Genomic DNA, 14226 nt, shown 5'->3' on the forward strand with positions numbered 1-14226 from the left:
TATTTTAAATTGTACACCGTTAGTTTGTCAAACAATCATGAAAAGAAAGGCTGAAATTTATGGAATTCCAATTATGTCCACACATTCAGCAAGCTTTTTTACTCCTAGGCAAAAGGTGGAATGGGCTCATTATACATGTTTTGCTTGATGGTCCAAAGCGTTTTAAAGACCTCACAGACACGATACCGTCTATCAGTCAAAAAATGCTTGCAGAGCGTTTAAAAGAGCTCGAGCAAGAAGGGATTATAGAGCGGACCGTCCTGCCTGAGACGCCTGTCAAAGTCATTTACAGTTTAACTGAAAAAGGGAATGCGTTACATGATGTGTTTCATGAGGTATCTCGGTGGGCAGGGGAGTATACAGACACTCACGACAAAAAGGAGCAAGCCTAGTTTCAGGTTTGCCCAAACATTTTGACTCCTGATGAATATGCTGATGTTAGGCACATGACAAAGGAGGAGAAATGCATGTACCCTCATACTCCGTATTTTCGAGGCGGCGCCCCTGGCATTCCGCCATATGAATCCAGAGTCCCTTTGTTTTTTGGTTTTGGCGCTCCTTTGGTCGGCGGACTGCTTGGCGGATTTCTAGGAAGTGCGATTTTTAATTATCCCCGTCCATATTATCCCCCGCCACCACCGCCTGCTCCACCACCTTATGGCGGCGGATATCCACCATATTATTAAGGAAAAAGAGTAAGCCTGCTTCCATTCCAAAGCAGGCTTTTTATAATGGAATATCAATTTCAGAAATTCCTGGATCATCATGCTTTAAAAACATAATTTCCAATATACCATCTTGATACGACGCCTTCGTTCCTTTTCGCTTCACAGCAGCAGGGAGGACTACTTTCTTCTGCGCCCCTTCTTCAGGAAAATGATCAATAAACAGCAGATTGGCTGTATGTTTGATTTTGACTTTTTCTGTGTTCGGACGAGCAAGTTCAATTTTGACAAACACATGATCAGTCGTCTCGAACACTTCGACTTCTGGCTCTTTTTCCTTTTGGACGTCAGTTTCTCTCGTTTTTTGATTTTGAGAAAGGGGGTCCTGAAATGGGAACTGAGCAGGATAATTGGAGCCGAATACACTTTCCATGACTTGATTGACATACTGCTCAACGTCTTTAGGATCTGAATTCTTTAAGGCTTCTTTTGAGAACTGCTTTTGAAAAGGGAATAATCGGTTCCAGTCGAACATGCGAATCATCCTTTCTAAATGCCCTGAATTAGTATATGCCCATTCGCCAGCGTGCGTGCTATAATATACGTTAGATTTAGAAAGGGATGGTTACATTGAACGAACAGCATTCAAAAGGTGTTCTCTACACGGCAGCATCTTTTACACTCTGGGGTTTATTCCCGTTATATTGGAAGCTGATGGAGCATATTTCGTCAGGCGAAATTTTAGCGCACAGAATTGTATGGTCATTTGTGTTTATGTGCGGTATTCTTTTGTATTTAAAACAAGTCCGCCCAGCGATGCAGACAGTAAAAGGTCTCATACTAGATGGTAAAGCATTTTTTTCATTACTTTTATCTGCTATTTTAATTTCGGTCAACTGGTATGTATATATTTGGGCAGTCAATCATGGTCTTATGCTAGAAGCAAGTTTAGGGTACTATATTAATCCGCTTGTATCCGTTCTATTAGGGATTATTTTCTTAAAAGAACGACTAAATAAATGGCAAACCATTGCCATCCTTATTGCCGCATTTGGGGTGATCCTTTCAACAGTTCAATACGGGTCATTTCCTGTCGTTGCTTTCTTATTAGCCTTTAGCTTCGGTTTTTATGGTCTGATTAAAAAAAGGATGAGCTTCACGAGCGCGATTGGTTTGACAATTGAAACGCTGCTTCTCGCACCGGCTGCACTCGTGTACTTATTATTTTTCTTAAAAGAACCTGTTGTGACTATGAATCCTAACAGCTTCGGGTCGCTCGGTCTCTTATTTTTTGCAGGGGTATTTACAGCCGTGCCGCTTCTTTTATTCTCAGAAGGCGCAAAAAGAATTCCTCTTTATCAAGTGGGCATTTTGCAATACATTGCACCGACAATCACGCTGTTTTTAGGGCTGTTTGTTTATCACGAACACTTATCTGCAGCTAAAATTGTGACGTTTCTTTGTATTTGGGTGGCGATTTTACTGTTTACCACCTCTCAATTACGCATGAAAAAAACAGCGAATTCTCATTAAGCCAAACGAGCAGTTTGCTTTTTTTTGCAGGCGGATCATGTCATAATAAGTTGTTACCAAAACTGTAGAGGTGATCATATGTCGTCAGCTCATGAGCTTGCAGCCGCCTATCAATCTTTATGGAAAAATCGTCAGCTTGATGTTGATGATATGCCTTCTTTACACGAGTCCATATGTGATGATTTACTTGATGCACGAACTCATCCGCGGGCGAGGAAATCATTACATCAAAAGTATGTGCTTGCTGTGGAGAGAATTTTAGAAAGTGAGCTTAAGCATGATCATCAGCTACAACTGATCAGCTTACATACAAAAAAGCTGCGAGAATTAATTCAAAATGAAGGAAGGAACCACTCATGAAACCAATTCAAACGGAAGATGTCACAGCACATCTTGAATCGTTTTTAAATCGTCCAGTCTTCGTTCATCTTGAAACGACAACTGGTTCTTATTCAGCTCATGTAAACGAACAAAATATGACGGTTGTGGCGTATATCCGCAACGCGAAAGTCGTCTATTCACAGGCGAAAATAAAAGGACAAGGTCCATACCGTGTTGGAATGAAAACAGAAGATGGCTGGATTTACGCAGAAGGATTAACCGATTATGTGTTTGATGACCAAGGCCGCCTGCTTTTAGCTGGGCACTTGCCAGACGGGAAACTAGCGATCTCATTACAAATTAGTGAAACACCATTTCAGGTGTAGAAGAAAGGGTGACGAGTCATGAACGAACATGTACTAGTGATGCTGCCTCACCCCGATGATGAATCCTTTGGGGTTGCAGGTCTCATTGCACACAGCAGAAAACGCGGAATTCCCGTCACGTATGCATGCGGGACACTTGGAGAAATGGGCAGAAATATGGGCAGCCCAACATATGCTAACCGTGAAACTCTTCCTGAATTAAGAAAACAGGAATTAATCAATGCCTGCAAAGAAATGGATATCACAGACTTACGTATGCTTGGCTTGCGTGATAAAACATTGGAATTTGAAGACGACGAGTATTTGGCAGATGTGATGGAATCCATCATTGATGAAGTCAAACCGACGCTCATTGTGACGTTTTATCCAGGACACGGTGTGCACCCTGATCATGATGCGACAGGCGAAGCTGTGATTCGTGCTCTATACCGCAAGAAAAAAGAAGACCGCCCTGTCACATACTGCATGGCCATTACCAAAAATAGAGAAGAAGTGCTTGGAAATGCGGATATTGTGATTGATATTACAGATGTTGCAGATATCAAATTAAATGCACTGAGAGCGCATAGAACGCAAACAGAAGGCATGCTGAGAGAACTTGAACAAAAACTAAAAAATAAAGAACCAGTCGTCCAAAAATGGTTTGATGAAGAAATTTTCTGGACGTACCAATGGAATGATTAAACACAAAAGCAGCTGACATAAATCAGCTGCTTTTGTGTTGTATTTAGTGGTTCGATACATATCGAAGTTGACGTTTTTGAATCAATCTAAGACGGATAAAGAGGACGATGGCACCTGCGGCAAGCCCGGCAATCAGCCCAATCCAATAACCAAACGCACCAAAGGAGGTATATGTGCCAATGAGGTAACCGGCAGGAAGACCGATGACCCAGTAAGAGACAAAAGCAGCAATCAGCGTATAATTCACGTCTTTATAGCCGCGCAGAGCCCCTTGAATGGGTGCAGCAATCGCATCTGACAGCTGGAAGAAGATCGCGTAAATCAAAAAGTGCTGTGTCATTTGTAAAACAGCTGATTCAGCTGTATATAAACCAGCGATCTCTGGTCTGAATAACAAAATAAGTGCGGCCGTACATAATGAGAATAATACCGCCGTACCAATGCCGATATAGCTGTAGCTTTGCGCGTCTTTATATCTCTTAGCCCCCGCTTCAAACCCAACAACGATCGTTAAAGCCATAGAGATACTAAGCGGTAAAATATAAAGAATAGAAGCAAAGTTCATCGCTGCTTGGTGACTGGCGATTGTAATGGTATCAAAGTGACCCATTAAAAGCGTCACTGCTGCAAAGATACTCGTTTCAAAAAAGATCGCAAACCCGATAGGAAGGCCAATTTTCAGTATTTGCCCTATACGGGAAATATTCATTCGAGGCAGTTTTTGAAACAAACGAAAAGAGGCAAATGGTTCTGCTTTAATGACGATACAAATACTCATGATGAAAATCGCCCAATACGTCATTGCAGATGCAAGACCGGCACCCGCACCGCCAAGCTTTGGAAAGCCAAAATTCCCAAAAATAAATACGTAATTTAAAACAAAGTTAATAGGAAGTGCTGTAAGCGTGATGAACATCGTCACACGTGTTTTTCCTAGCGCATCAATAAATGACCTTAGCACCGAATAACCAAACAGCGGGATGATGCCAAACGCAAGAAAGCTGAGAAAATGCCGGGCAATATCCTCTACAGATTGCTCGAGTCCAAGTCCTCCGAGTATATAAGGAACGCTGATCGTACCAATGACAATCACAGCGATACTTAAAAGAAAGGACAAATAGATCGCCTGAAAGACAGCCCGGGGAACATCTTCTTTATGCCCAGCGCCCATCAGCTGAGCCACAATTGGTGTAACGGCCATCAAAATACCGGCAAGTCCTGTATAAACAGGTGTCCAAATACTAGAACCGATCGCAACACCCGCAAGGTCTTCTGCACTCACTTTTCCAGACATCACCGTATCTAAAAAGGTAATAAGTGAAAGACCTGCTTGGGTGATTAAAATCGGGATCAAAATGGTTAAAAATAGTGTCAGCTTTGCTCGAATGCTATTCGTTTCTCTCATTATAAGTTCCTCTCTGAACAGAAATAACGAGAGGAATTATATCATGCTATGTAAAAAAATCAATTCTCCGTCGGATTATTTTTCTTAGATGGCTTCGTTTTTTTAAACATTTGGGCATAAATAAATGAAAGACTGACAACACCTAAAATGCTGCAAGCATATTGGATGATTTTCTGAATGGTCATATTAAGCTCACCTCCATACAAATAGAATGTGCACAATTTGCTATTTTATAACAACAAGCGAAAGAAGGAGGGAAAAGGTCAGATGATCCATCGGACGAACGAAGAAGTCATATTTAAAGCCGGAATGAGAACACATTTGATGAACATTATGAAGGATGCAAGTGACATCATTGATTCTCTTGATGAAACAGAGCAGTGCTTACTTTGTGATCTCGAATCATTGCATGAGCAGTTTAATGAAATGCATGCAGAGGCTTCGTCGTTTTATTTACAAGCGTATATGGAAGAATTCACACCAGGATTTGCTCAATTTTCTTTAGCCATTGAGCATTTATCAAAACAAAAGCATGGCGCACTCATTGTGATCCAAAGAAGGGATGAGGTTGAAGATTTTATTCAAAAAGGGACAAACCTTCATGCGAAAATTAGTGCTTCCTTAATAGAAAGCATTTTTTACCCGGGAAATCCACTTCATGATGGTGCTCTTTTAGTCAAAGAAAATACACTTGTTTCTGCTGCAAATGTGCTGCCGCTTACATCAAAAAAAGTGAGTCCTTCGCTTGGCACAAGGCACAGGGCAGCGATCGGACTATCTGGTATGACAGATGCACTTGTTCTTGTCGTATCAGAAGAAACGGGAAAAATGTCGTTTGCGAAAGAAGGCGTGCTTTATCCGCTTACCGTAAAAGATCCGGAAATAAGAAAATAAAAACGAACACTGCATTCTTCATTTGGAAGGATGCTTTTTTATTTGCGGAGAAAAAACAGCCAATTAAGTAAAAAGTCATTTGATACAGAAAAATTTGTCATGTAGAATAGAACTATGAAACTAGCAGCGTGCTTGTTTTGACAAATTTCTAAACGTCAACTTAAAAATTCCTTAAAAAATGTTTATAAATACAACAAACAGCCGATAGAAACGATATGGCTTTGTTTTTTAGCATTTTGAGTTGGCTGCTTTAGCCTATTTGTTATTGCCCAACGTCTTCATGTCGAGTAATATAATAGAAATAAAGATAAAATAGTGCAAGAGAAGCAGAACCATTAAATGCTAAACTCGAAACTAGTACATAAGTCTTAATGAACAAAAATACGAAAGGCGGAGATTTCTTTATGAAGAAAAAAGTAGTAACCGGCCTCACAGTTTCAGCGATCGCTGGCTCAGCTGTGTTTGCTGCACCGGCAGAAGCACAGACGATCAAGGTGAAAAGCGGTGACTCACTTTGGAAGATTGCCGAACAGTACAATACAAGTATTTCGGAGCTTCAATCTTTTAATCAATTAAAAACGACAATGATTTTTGCAGGACAAAGCTTGAAAATTCCTGGCGAAAAAAGCAAGAAATCCAGTTCATCAACAGGGTCAAAAGCAAAGAAATCAAGTGCTTCAACGACTTCCAGCTACACTGTAAAGCTTGGAGATTCTTTATGGCTCATTGCAAAAAATCATAAAATGTCAGTTGCGAGCTTAAAAAGCCTAAACAGCTTAAACAGTGACTTGATTCGTCCTGGTCAAAAGTTAAAGGTATCTGGCAGTACGAAGACGAGCGGAAGCCAGTCTTCAAATTCAAACTCATCTTCAAATTCCAGCTCAAGCAATAAGACTACGAACTCAAATAGTTCATCGTCTTCAAGTACATACAAGGTCAAATTAGGGGATTCACTTTGGAAAATTGCGAATTCGCTAAATATGTCGATTGGTGAAATCAAAACATTGAACGGATTAAAATCTGATATGATTTATCCGAATCAAGTATTGAAAGTAAAAGGGAAGGCTGCATCAAAACCAAGTCAGTCAAAACCTACTAAACCAAGCAATTCAAACAGTAACCAGTCTTCTAGCGGGAAAACAACATCTTATACTGTAAAATCAGGCGATTCGTTATGGAAAATTGCGAATCAGTTCAAAGTACAGGTTCAATCCATCCGTACAGCCAACAGCTTGAAAAGCGATGTGCTTAGAATTGGACAAGTATTAAAAATTAATGGTGCAGCTTCCGGCTCAACTGGATCGAACGGATCTACGTCTAACGGTTCAACAACTCCGGTCAACAATAACAAAAACGATGTACCAATGAACGCAAAGATCACGACAATGATCCAAGAAGGGAAAAAGCTGACAGGCGTTCCTTACAGATGGGGCGGTAATACTCCAGCAGGATTTGACTGCAGCGGCTTTGTTTACTATCTCATTAACAAAGTTTCATCTGTATCTAGACTAAGCACAGCAGGCTACTGGAATATGATGACTTCTGTTAGCACACCACAAGTTGGAGATTTTGTTTATTTTACAACGTATAAAGCGGGCCCTTCTCATATGGGACTATACCTTGGCGGGGGAGATTTCCTTCATGCAAGTGACAATGGAGTAGGGATCTCGAACTTAAGCAACCCATATTGGAAAAAAGCCTACTTAGGTGCAAAACGTTTCTTCTAAAAAAGCCGATTTTCGGCTTTTTTTGTTTGCCCGCTGCTGTGATTGTCCATACTGATAACAAAAGGGGGCAGTCATAAATGAAAAAGTCAGTGTGGATGATCATGATATGTTTGGTCTTTGCTGCGTCAGCATGTCATGCACCTCCGAAAAAAGAAATGACAGAAGAAACAAGCGAAGTTGCCGCACCTAAACAATCACCAGTCACGACGTCACTCATAAACGAAAGCGGGCAAAAAATAGGAAGTATTGAAATCAGAGAATCCTCAGAAAATGGGCTGGATCTGCATGTAAAAGCGAAAGAGCTGCCGGCAGGTCCTCACGGTTTTCACATTCATGAAACAGGAATATGTGAAACGCCAGATTTTGAAACGGCAGGAGCTCACTTTAATCCAACCCATAGAGAGCATGGTTTTGACAATCCAAAAGGGCATCATGCTGGAGATATGCCTAATTTAGAGGTAGGGGCAGATGGACAAATTGATGTTGTCGTGAACGTACCAGATGTGACATTAAAGGGAGGCCCAAATCAATTAATCGATCAAAATGGGCGAAGCTTTATCATTCATGCAGAAGCAGATGATTATTTAAGTAACCCTTCTGGAAACTCAGGGAAACGCATCGCTTGCGGAGCGATCACAAAAGAAATGGTGAAATAACAGAAGTCTAACCTTTATGTATTGAGTGCATAAAGGTTTTTTTAGTATACTTGGTGAGGAAAATGATCGAAGAGAGGAATTAATCATACATGTTTAACGAACAATCACTCCCAGAAGAAATTCAAGCAATGATTGAAGCAAAAGCAAAAGTGCTGGAAGAAGAATTTCGTCCACTTATTGGAACAGGCGGCTATGAATCACAGGATACTTCTATCATTCAAGATGCCATGATTGCATTAGCACTAGGAAAAAACGTTCTTTTAAAGGGGCCGACCGGCTCAGGTAAAACAAAACTAGCAGAAACATTATCCGCTTTCTTTCAGCAGCCGATGCACAGTGTGAACTGCTCGGTTGATCTTGATGCTGAAAGCTTGATTGGCTATAAAACCATTCACAATGATGGTCAGGTGGCTTCGATTGAATTCATTGAAGGACCTGTGACAAAAGCAATGAAAAAAGGCCATCTTTTATATATTGATGAAATCAACATGGCAAAGCCAGAAACACTGCCTATTTTAAATGGTGTACTCGACTACAGAAAAATGATGACAAACCCATTTACAGGTGAGGTTGTTCGAGCAGAAGAAGGCTTTGGCGTCATTGCGGCAATCAATGAAGGGTATGTAGGCACAGTGCCTCTAAATGAAGCGTTAAAAAACCGATTTGTTGTCATTGACGTTCCATATATCGGCGGCGGTATCCTGAAAGATGTGCTGCAATCTCAATCTGTTTTAAAGGATGAGCGGTTAATTGATCAATTCGTTCAGCTCTCATCAGACCTCATTACACAAGCTCATAACGGTCAGGTGAGTGAAGAAGCAGCATCCATCCGCGCGCTCCTAGATACTTGTGATCTTGCGCAATACATCCCGCCGCTTCGTGCCGTTGAACGAGGGATTGTTGAAAAGCTGGAAGATGACCGGGAAAAAGCAGCGGTAAGAAATATCGCCCAAACATTATTCGAGTGAGGTTCTGACTTTTGAAATTCATCAAATTTAATGACAGCAGAATCGATTCATTTCTATTTATGGAATTAACGGATTTAGCCAAAACGTTAGCAAAAAGTGATGATGTCGAGCTTGAATACGGTGTGCAGTCCTACTATGAACCGTTTGAAAAGAAAATTTTCATCAGTCATTTTTGGGATGATCGTAAACAAGAAGATATGCTAGCAGGGCTGAAAAGTGATGTGTTCCTTCGTGCAGTAGGGACCGTTTATAGTGATCTTACTGTATTTCAGGAGATCATTCACTATGCCCATACATTATCCATTCCTGATATATGTAAACAATTGTTTATGCTGTTTGAAGATATCCGGATTGAAGAGCGGATTAAATATGGCCGCCCAGGAACAAAAAAGGTATTTAAACGAAGAAGAGAACTGTACAGGCGTCACTTTAAGACACAATTAACAATTAACCAAGAACGAAGCATTTTAACAGATGCACTCTTTTGTGCGATTTATGTGAAACTGACAGCTGATTCCCCGCTCGAAGAGATTCCGCCTCTTCATGAGCAGATCAACCCGATGATTCCGTTTATTGAGTCAAGTCTTGAACGTGTGTATGATGCGGGTTCAACAGCAGACATCGCAGCTATTGTCAAACAATTGATGGGAGGCTTCGATGAACTGCTTGAAAAGGACATGCTGAATACGTACTTTTTCTTCCCTGAATTGGACTATGAACAAGCGGCAAAAGAACCACTGTTCCATGACTTAAAAAGAAAACCTAAATTAAGTGAGGACATTAAAGTCGACCGGGAAAAAGAAGGCGATGAAGACATTCACCAAGAGTACATGGAAGTGTGGCATCGAGAAACCGAAGCGCCATCAAAAAGCTTCCTTCAATTTGATTTAGAGCACGGCGGTAAAAGTGATCTTGGTAAGGATGCAGCAAGAGAAGGCGATGACGGAGATCAGGCACTCGGAACTGTCCAAGGCTCTGCAAAGCAAACTCACCGAAAAGATTATTCAAAGCTTGAGGCGCTGGAAGAGGCTGAAGGTGAAGAAAGCGGAGCAGATGGTCATGAGAATGGAAAAGAGAACAAATATGCGTTTCCAGTCATGATTTCACCAGATCCGCCTATGCCAGAACAAATCGATGTATACAAGCAGCATGCGAAGGAAATTGAACCTTACCAAAAACGCTTAAAACAAATGATCCAAAAAACTCTTGAACATAAAAAATCATGGCCTAAAACGGACCTTCATGCAGGTCGTCTCAGCAAAAAGCTGATTCGCTACTTTACAGAGTCTAATCCGCGTCTTTTCTATAAAAAACAAGCACCGTCTTCTCAGATTGATGCTGTTTTCACTTTATTAGTAGACTGTTCAGCGAGCATGTTTGACAAGATGGACGAGACGAAAAAAGGCATTGTTCTATTTCATGAAGCGTTAAAATCCGTACAAGTCCCACATCAAATTGTTGGGTTTTGGGAAGATACAAACGACGCAACAGAAACAAGTCAGCCAAACTACTTCAACACAGTCGTGTCGTTCAAAGATTCTTTATTTGATGCAGGGCCTTCTATTATGTCTCTTGAGCCAGAAGAGGATAACCGGGATGGTTATGCAATCCGTCAAATGACAAAGATGATTTTAAAGCGAAGAGAAGAGCAAAAGTTTCTGATTGTCTTTTCAGACGGAGAGCCAGCTGCGTTCAGCTACGAACAAAATGGGATTGTCGACACGCATGAAGCAGTTCTTGAAGCGAGGAAAAAGGGCATTGAGGTGATCAATGTGTTTTTATCCAATTCGCCGATAGAGGAAGCACAGATGAAAACCATTCAAGATATGTATGGCAAGTTCAGCATTTTTGTACCAGATGTCGATACATTGCCAGATGTTTTATATCCATTACTGAAGAAACTGCTGCATAAAAGCATTGGGGCATAAGGTTTTGCCCCTTTCTTCAAATTATTTTTCGGAATGATTTAAATTTTTTGTTTTTCTGTGAATTTTTTATCTTTAATTGAACAAAGAATGTAGAAAGTAATCCAAAACAGTGGTAGAATATTATTGGAAGCGTTTTATTACATAAATTTGGTCATTGTGTTCTGGAAGTTATATCGAGATAGTGTTCAATCACTTGATGATCAAAGTTGGGGGTAGTGTTCAAAATGTTTCAAAATGATGTGAAACAACCGTTGAGTTGGGAAGAATTTCATGGTCCGAACCTCGGCTATGTGCTCGAGCTCTACGATCAGTATGTCCAGGATCCTACTAGTGTTGATGAAGATCTAAGAGGCATATTTGATGAACTTGGTGCACCACCGAGTGAAATGAAGGAGGAAATTGGGAAAAAAGAAAATAGCGTAGTTACTTCTGAACAAATCCAAAAGATAGCATCAGTCGTTAAACTGGCAGAAGACATCAGAACGTATGGCCATTTAAATGCTTCCGTCAATCCTCTTCGTAAAGAAAAGGAATTACAAGAACTGTTTCCTTTAAAGGAGTACGGTTTAAAAGAAGAAGATGTCAAGAATATTCCGATATCTATTATTAGTCCGGATGCACCAAAACACATTTCAAACGGCATAGAAGCCATTAACCATTTGAGAAATACGTATAAGCGTACTATTTCATTTGAGTTTGATCACGTGCATGACTTTGAAGAGCGAAACTGGCTCTCAAAATCAATCGAGTCTGGTGAATTATTTAAGAAAAAACCAGCTGATAAACTAGTTTCTGTATTCAAGAGATTAACAGAAGTTGAGCAGTTCGAGCAGTTTCTTCATAAAACATTTGTTGGGCAAAAGCGCTTTTCTATAGAAGGTTTAGACGCACTTGTCCCAGTACTTGATGAAATTATTTCAGAGTCCGTTACACAAGGGACTTCAAATATTAACATTGGAATGGCACACAGAGGCCGTTTAAATGTATTAGCACATGTGTTAGGGAAGCCATATGAGATTATTTTCTCAGAATTCCAGCATGCGCCAAATAAAGAGCTTGTTCCATCAGAAGGCTCTATCGGCATCAGCTATGGATGGACGGGGGATGTTAAGTACCATCTTGGAGCTGACCGTCAAATTAAAGACGAAGATACAAAGAGTGCGAGAGTCACGCTTGCTAATAACCCAAGTCACTTGGAGTTCATTGATCCAATCATTGAAGGAAGCACGCGTGCCGCTCAGGAATCACGTACTCAAAAAGGCTATCCAGTTCAAGACGTTGAAAAAGCGTTAGCCATCTTAATTCATGGGGATGCAGCATTCCCTGGAGAAGGAATTGTGGCAGAAACATTAAATTTAAGTCAACTTGTAGGCTATCAAGTGGGCGGAACCATCCATATTATTGCCAACAATATGATCGGGTTTACAACGGAAAGCAATGAATCTCGCTCGACGAAATATGCGAGTGACCTTGCAAAAGGATTTGAGATTCCTATTGTTCACGTCAATGCAGATGATCCAGAAGCGTGTTTAGCGGCTGTTCAGCTAGCTGTAGAATACCGCAAACGTTTCAAGAAGGATTTCCTTATTGACTTGATTGGCTACCGCAGATATGGTCATAACGAAATGGATGAGCCTTCTACAACTCAGCCAATGCTGTACGATGCGGTCAGAAAGCACAAAACGGTCAAGAATATCTTTGCAGATAAACTTGTCTCAGAAGGTCTTTTGACAAAAGAGCAGCGTGAAGAAATCGAGCAGGCTGTGACGGCAAAAATAGAAGAAGCTTATAAAAAGGTGCCTTCAAAGAAAGAGCACACGATTCAAGAAATCGAACTGCCAGAGCCTGTATCAAACGGCTTCCCAGCAGTGGATACATCAGTAGAATTTGATGTATTGCGAAAGCTGAATGAAGAATTGATCAGCTGGCCGAATGATTTCCAAGTATTTGGTAAGCTGAAACGGATCCTTGAAAAACGTGCAAAAGTGTTTACAGATGACCGTAAAGTAGAATGGTCACTTGGTGAAGCACTCGCATTTGCATCTATACTAAAAGACGGTACGCCAATTCGAATGACCGGACAGGATTCAGAGCGTGGTACTTTCGCTCAAAGAAACCTTGTTCTTCACGACAGTCAAACGGGAGATGAATTTATTGCTCTTCATGAACTGAGTGATGCAAATGCATCGTTTACTGTTCATAACAGTCCACTGTCAGAAGGCTCAGTCATCGGATTTGAATATGGTTATAATGTCTATTCTCCTGAAACGTTAGTGATTTGGGAAGCTCAATTCGGAGACTTCGCAAATGCGGCTCAAGTGTATTTCGATCAATTTATCTCAGCTGGCCGTGCAAAATGGGGACAAAAATCAGGTTTAGTGATGCTGCTGCCTCATGGATATGAAGGACAAGGTCCTGAGCATTCAAGTGGAAGAACAGAGCGCTTCCTGCAATCAGCTGCTGAGAATAACTGGACAGTTGCGAATCTGACAAGTGCAGCGCAATATTTCCATATTCTTAGAAGACAGGCGAAAATGCTGCTTCGTGAAGAGATTCGTCCGCTTGTCATTATGACACCGAAGAGTCTGCTTCGTAACCCGAACACATTGTCTGAAGTCCAAGAATTAACGGATGGACAGTTCCGTCCAGTTCTTGAACAGCCAGGTCTTGTACATGATCACGAAAAAGTATCACGTCTCGTGCTTTCTAGCGGGAAGGTATCCATTGATATTAGTGATCGTTTTACTCAAATGGAAGAGCCGAAAGATTGGCTTCACGTTGCAAGAGTGGAACAGCTATATCCGTTCCCAGCCAAAGATATTAAAGGAATTTTAACAAAGCTGACAAACTTAGAAGAAATCGTATGGGTGCAAGAAGAACCGCAAAATATGGGAGCTTGGGGATACATTGAGCCATATTTACGTGAAATTGCTCCTGAAAAAGTAAAAGTACGTTACATCGGCCGAAGAAGACGCTCAAGTACGGCTGAGGGTGATCCAACTGTGCATAAAAAAGAACAAGAACGAATTGTATCTGATAGCTTGACTCGCAAAAACTAA

At 40.9% G+C, this 14226-nt stretch carries 15 protein-coding genes; 12 read left to right on the forward strand and 3 right to left on the reverse strand.

The window, feature by feature from the left end:
- Positions 1-59: 59 nt before the first annotated feature.
- Both V6Z54_RS16535 and V6Z54_RS16540 read left to right on the forward strand, forming a co-directional pair.
- Positions 60-392: a winged helix-turn-helix transcriptional regulator gene (locus tag V6Z54_RS16535; protein ID WP_041085725.1), complete on the forward strand. Its 333-nt coding sequence runs from the start codon at positions 60-62 to the stop codon at positions 390-392.
- A 75-nt stretch (positions 393-467) separates the two neighbouring features.
- Entirely contained in the window at positions 468-686 is a 219-nt protein-coding gene (locus V6Z54_RS16540; RefSeq protein WP_024422697.1) for a hypothetical protein, read from the forward strand.
- A 40-nt stretch (positions 687-726) separates the two neighbouring features.
- Here the strand turns inward: V6Z54_RS16540 and V6Z54_RS16545 are convergent, their stop codons facing one another.
- A complete protein-coding gene (locus tag V6Z54_RS16545) occupies positions 727-1200 on the reverse strand; it encodes a spore gernimation protein GerT (protein ID WP_039179316.1) in 474 nt (157 codons plus the stop codon).
- Between the two features lie 86 nt (positions 1201-1286).
- On the opposite strand from V6Z54_RS16545, the gene rarD reads away from it, so the two are divergent.
- From rarD to bshB2, 4 genes are all read left to right on the forward strand, one after another.
- Complete coding sequence (gene rarD, locus V6Z54_RS16550; RefSeq protein WP_059375535.1) at positions 1287-2198, forward strand: EamA family transporter RarD; 912 nt, start codon at positions 1287-1289, stop codon at positions 2196-2198.
- A gap of 78 nt (positions 2199-2276) precedes the next feature.
- Positions 2277-2558 (forward strand): hypothetical protein, encoded by a 282-nt coding sequence (locus V6Z54_RS16555; RefSeq protein WP_041085720.1) that lies wholly within the window; start codon positions 2277-2279, stop codon positions 2556-2558.
- On the forward strand, positions 2555-2905 hold the full coding sequence (locus tag V6Z54_RS16560; RefSeq protein WP_008359999.1) for a YojF family protein: 351 nt from the start codon (positions 2555-2557) through the stop codon (positions 2903-2905). Before V6Z54_RS16555 ends, V6Z54_RS16560 begins: the two co-directional genes overlap by 4 nt.
- An 18-nt stretch (positions 2906-2923) precedes the next feature.
- A complete protein-coding gene (gene bshB2 / locus V6Z54_RS16565) occupies positions 2924-3589 on the forward strand; it encodes a bacillithiol biosynthesis deacetylase BshB2 (protein ID WP_338527499.1) in 666 nt (221 codons plus the stop codon).
- A gap of 43 nt (positions 3590-3632) precedes the next feature.
- Here bshB2 and V6Z54_RS16570 read toward each other — a convergent pair whose 3' ends face one another.
- Positions 3633-4994 carry an MATE family efflux transporter gene (locus V6Z54_RS16570; protein ID WP_041085716.1) on the reverse strand — a complete coding sequence of 454 codons (1362 nt, stop codon included), beginning with the start codon at positions 4992-4994 and terminating at the stop codon, positions 3633-3635.
- 59 nt (positions 4995-5053) lie between these two features.
- Entirely contained in the window at positions 5054-5179 is a 126-nt protein-coding gene (locus V6Z54_RS16575; RefSeq protein WP_008359993.1) for a hypothetical protein, read from the reverse strand.
- 82 nt (positions 5180-5261) lie between these two features.
- Here V6Z54_RS16575 and cdaS point away from each other — a divergent pair, with 82 nt between their 5' ends.
- From cdaS to sucA, 6 genes are all read left to right on the forward strand, one after another.
- A complete protein-coding gene (cdaS, locus tag V6Z54_RS16580) occupies positions 5262-5888 on the forward strand; it encodes a sporulation-specific diadenylate cyclase CdaS (RefSeq protein ID WP_041085714.1) in 627 nt (208 codons plus the stop codon).
- A gap of 404 nt (positions 5889-6292) precedes the next feature.
- Positions 6293-7615, forward strand: a complete 1323-nt coding sequence (locus V6Z54_RS16585) for a LysM peptidoglycan-binding domain-containing protein (RefSeq protein WP_338527500.1) — start codon at positions 6293-6295, stop codon at positions 7613-7615.
- Positions 7616-7692: 77 nt separating this feature from the next.
- Complete coding sequence (locus V6Z54_RS16590; RefSeq protein ID WP_338527501.1) at positions 7693-8271, forward strand: superoxide dismutase family protein; 579 nt, start codon at positions 7693-7695, stop codon at positions 8269-8271.
- A gap of 89 nt (positions 8272-8360) precedes the next feature.
- Entirely contained in the window at positions 8361-9239 is an 879-nt protein-coding gene (locus V6Z54_RS16595) for a MoxR family ATPase (RefSeq protein WP_024428332.1), read from the forward strand.
- 11 nt (positions 9240-9250) lie between these two features.
- A complete protein-coding gene (locus V6Z54_RS16600; protein WP_073979714.1) occupies positions 9251-11167 on the forward strand; it encodes a VWA domain-containing protein in 1917 nt (638 codons plus the stop codon).
- Positions 11168-11391: 224 nt separating this feature from the next.
- Complete coding sequence (gene sucA / locus V6Z54_RS16605; RefSeq protein WP_041085704.1) at positions 11392-14226, forward strand: 2-oxoglutarate dehydrogenase E1 component; 2835 nt, start codon at positions 11392-11394, stop codon at positions 14224-14226.

It is taken from the genome of Bacillus sp. MAG717A, assembly GCF_036884855.1.
Lineage (GTDB): Bacteria > Bacillota > Bacilli > Bacillales > Bacillaceae > Bacillus > Bacillus safensis.

Excerpts from the sequence above, each read along its gene's own strand:
- V6Z54_RS16535 (WP_041085725.1), top strand. The coding sequence starts at position 60 with ATGGAATTCCAATTATGTCCACACATTCAGCAAGCTTTTTTACTCCTA.
- V6Z54_RS16540 (WP_024422697.1), top strand. The coding sequence starts at position 468 with ATGTACCCTCATACTCCGTATTTTCGAGGCGGCGCCCCTGGCATTCCG.
- V6Z54_RS16545 (WP_039179316.1), bottom strand. The coding sequence starts at position 1,200 with ATGTTCGACTGGAACCGATTATTCCCTTTTCAAAAGCAGTTCTCAAAA.
- rarD (WP_059375535.1), top strand. The coding sequence starts at position 1,287 with ATGGTTACATTGAACGAACAGCATTCAAAAGGTGTTCTCTACACGGCA.
- V6Z54_RS16555 (WP_041085720.1), top strand. The coding sequence starts at position 2,277 with ATGTCGTCAGCTCATGAGCTTGCAGCCGCCTATCAATCTTTATGGAAA.
- V6Z54_RS16560 (WP_008359999.1), top strand. The coding sequence starts at position 2,555 with ATGAAACCAATTCAAACGGAAGATGTCACAGCACATCTTGAATCGTTT.
- bshB2 (WP_338527499.1), top strand. The coding sequence starts at position 2,924 with ATGAACGAACATGTACTAGTGATGCTGCCTCACCCCGATGATGAATCC.
- V6Z54_RS16570 (WP_041085716.1), bottom strand. The coding sequence starts at position 4,994 with ATGAGAGAAACGAATAGCATTCGAGCAAAGCTGACACTATTTTTAACC.
- V6Z54_RS16575 (WP_008359993.1), bottom strand. The coding sequence starts at position 5,179 with ATGACCATTCAGAAAATCATCCAATATGCTTGCAGCATTTTAGGTGTT.
- cdaS (WP_041085714.1), top strand. The coding sequence starts at position 5,262 with ATGATCCATCGGACGAACGAAGAAGTCATATTTAAAGCCGGAATGAGA.
- V6Z54_RS16585 (WP_338527500.1), top strand. The coding sequence starts at position 6,293 with ATGAAGAAAAAAGTAGTAACCGGCCTCACAGTTTCAGCGATCGCTGGC.
- V6Z54_RS16590 (WP_338527501.1), top strand. The coding sequence starts at position 7,693 with ATGAAAAAGTCAGTGTGGATGATCATGATATGTTTGGTCTTTGCTGCG.
- V6Z54_RS16595 (WP_024428332.1), top strand. The coding sequence starts at position 8,361 with ATGTTTAACGAACAATCACTCCCAGAAGAAATTCAAGCAATGATTGAA.
- sucA (WP_041085704.1), top strand. The coding sequence starts at position 11,392 with ATGTTTCAAAATGATGTGAAACAACCGTTGAGTTGGGAAGAATTTCAT.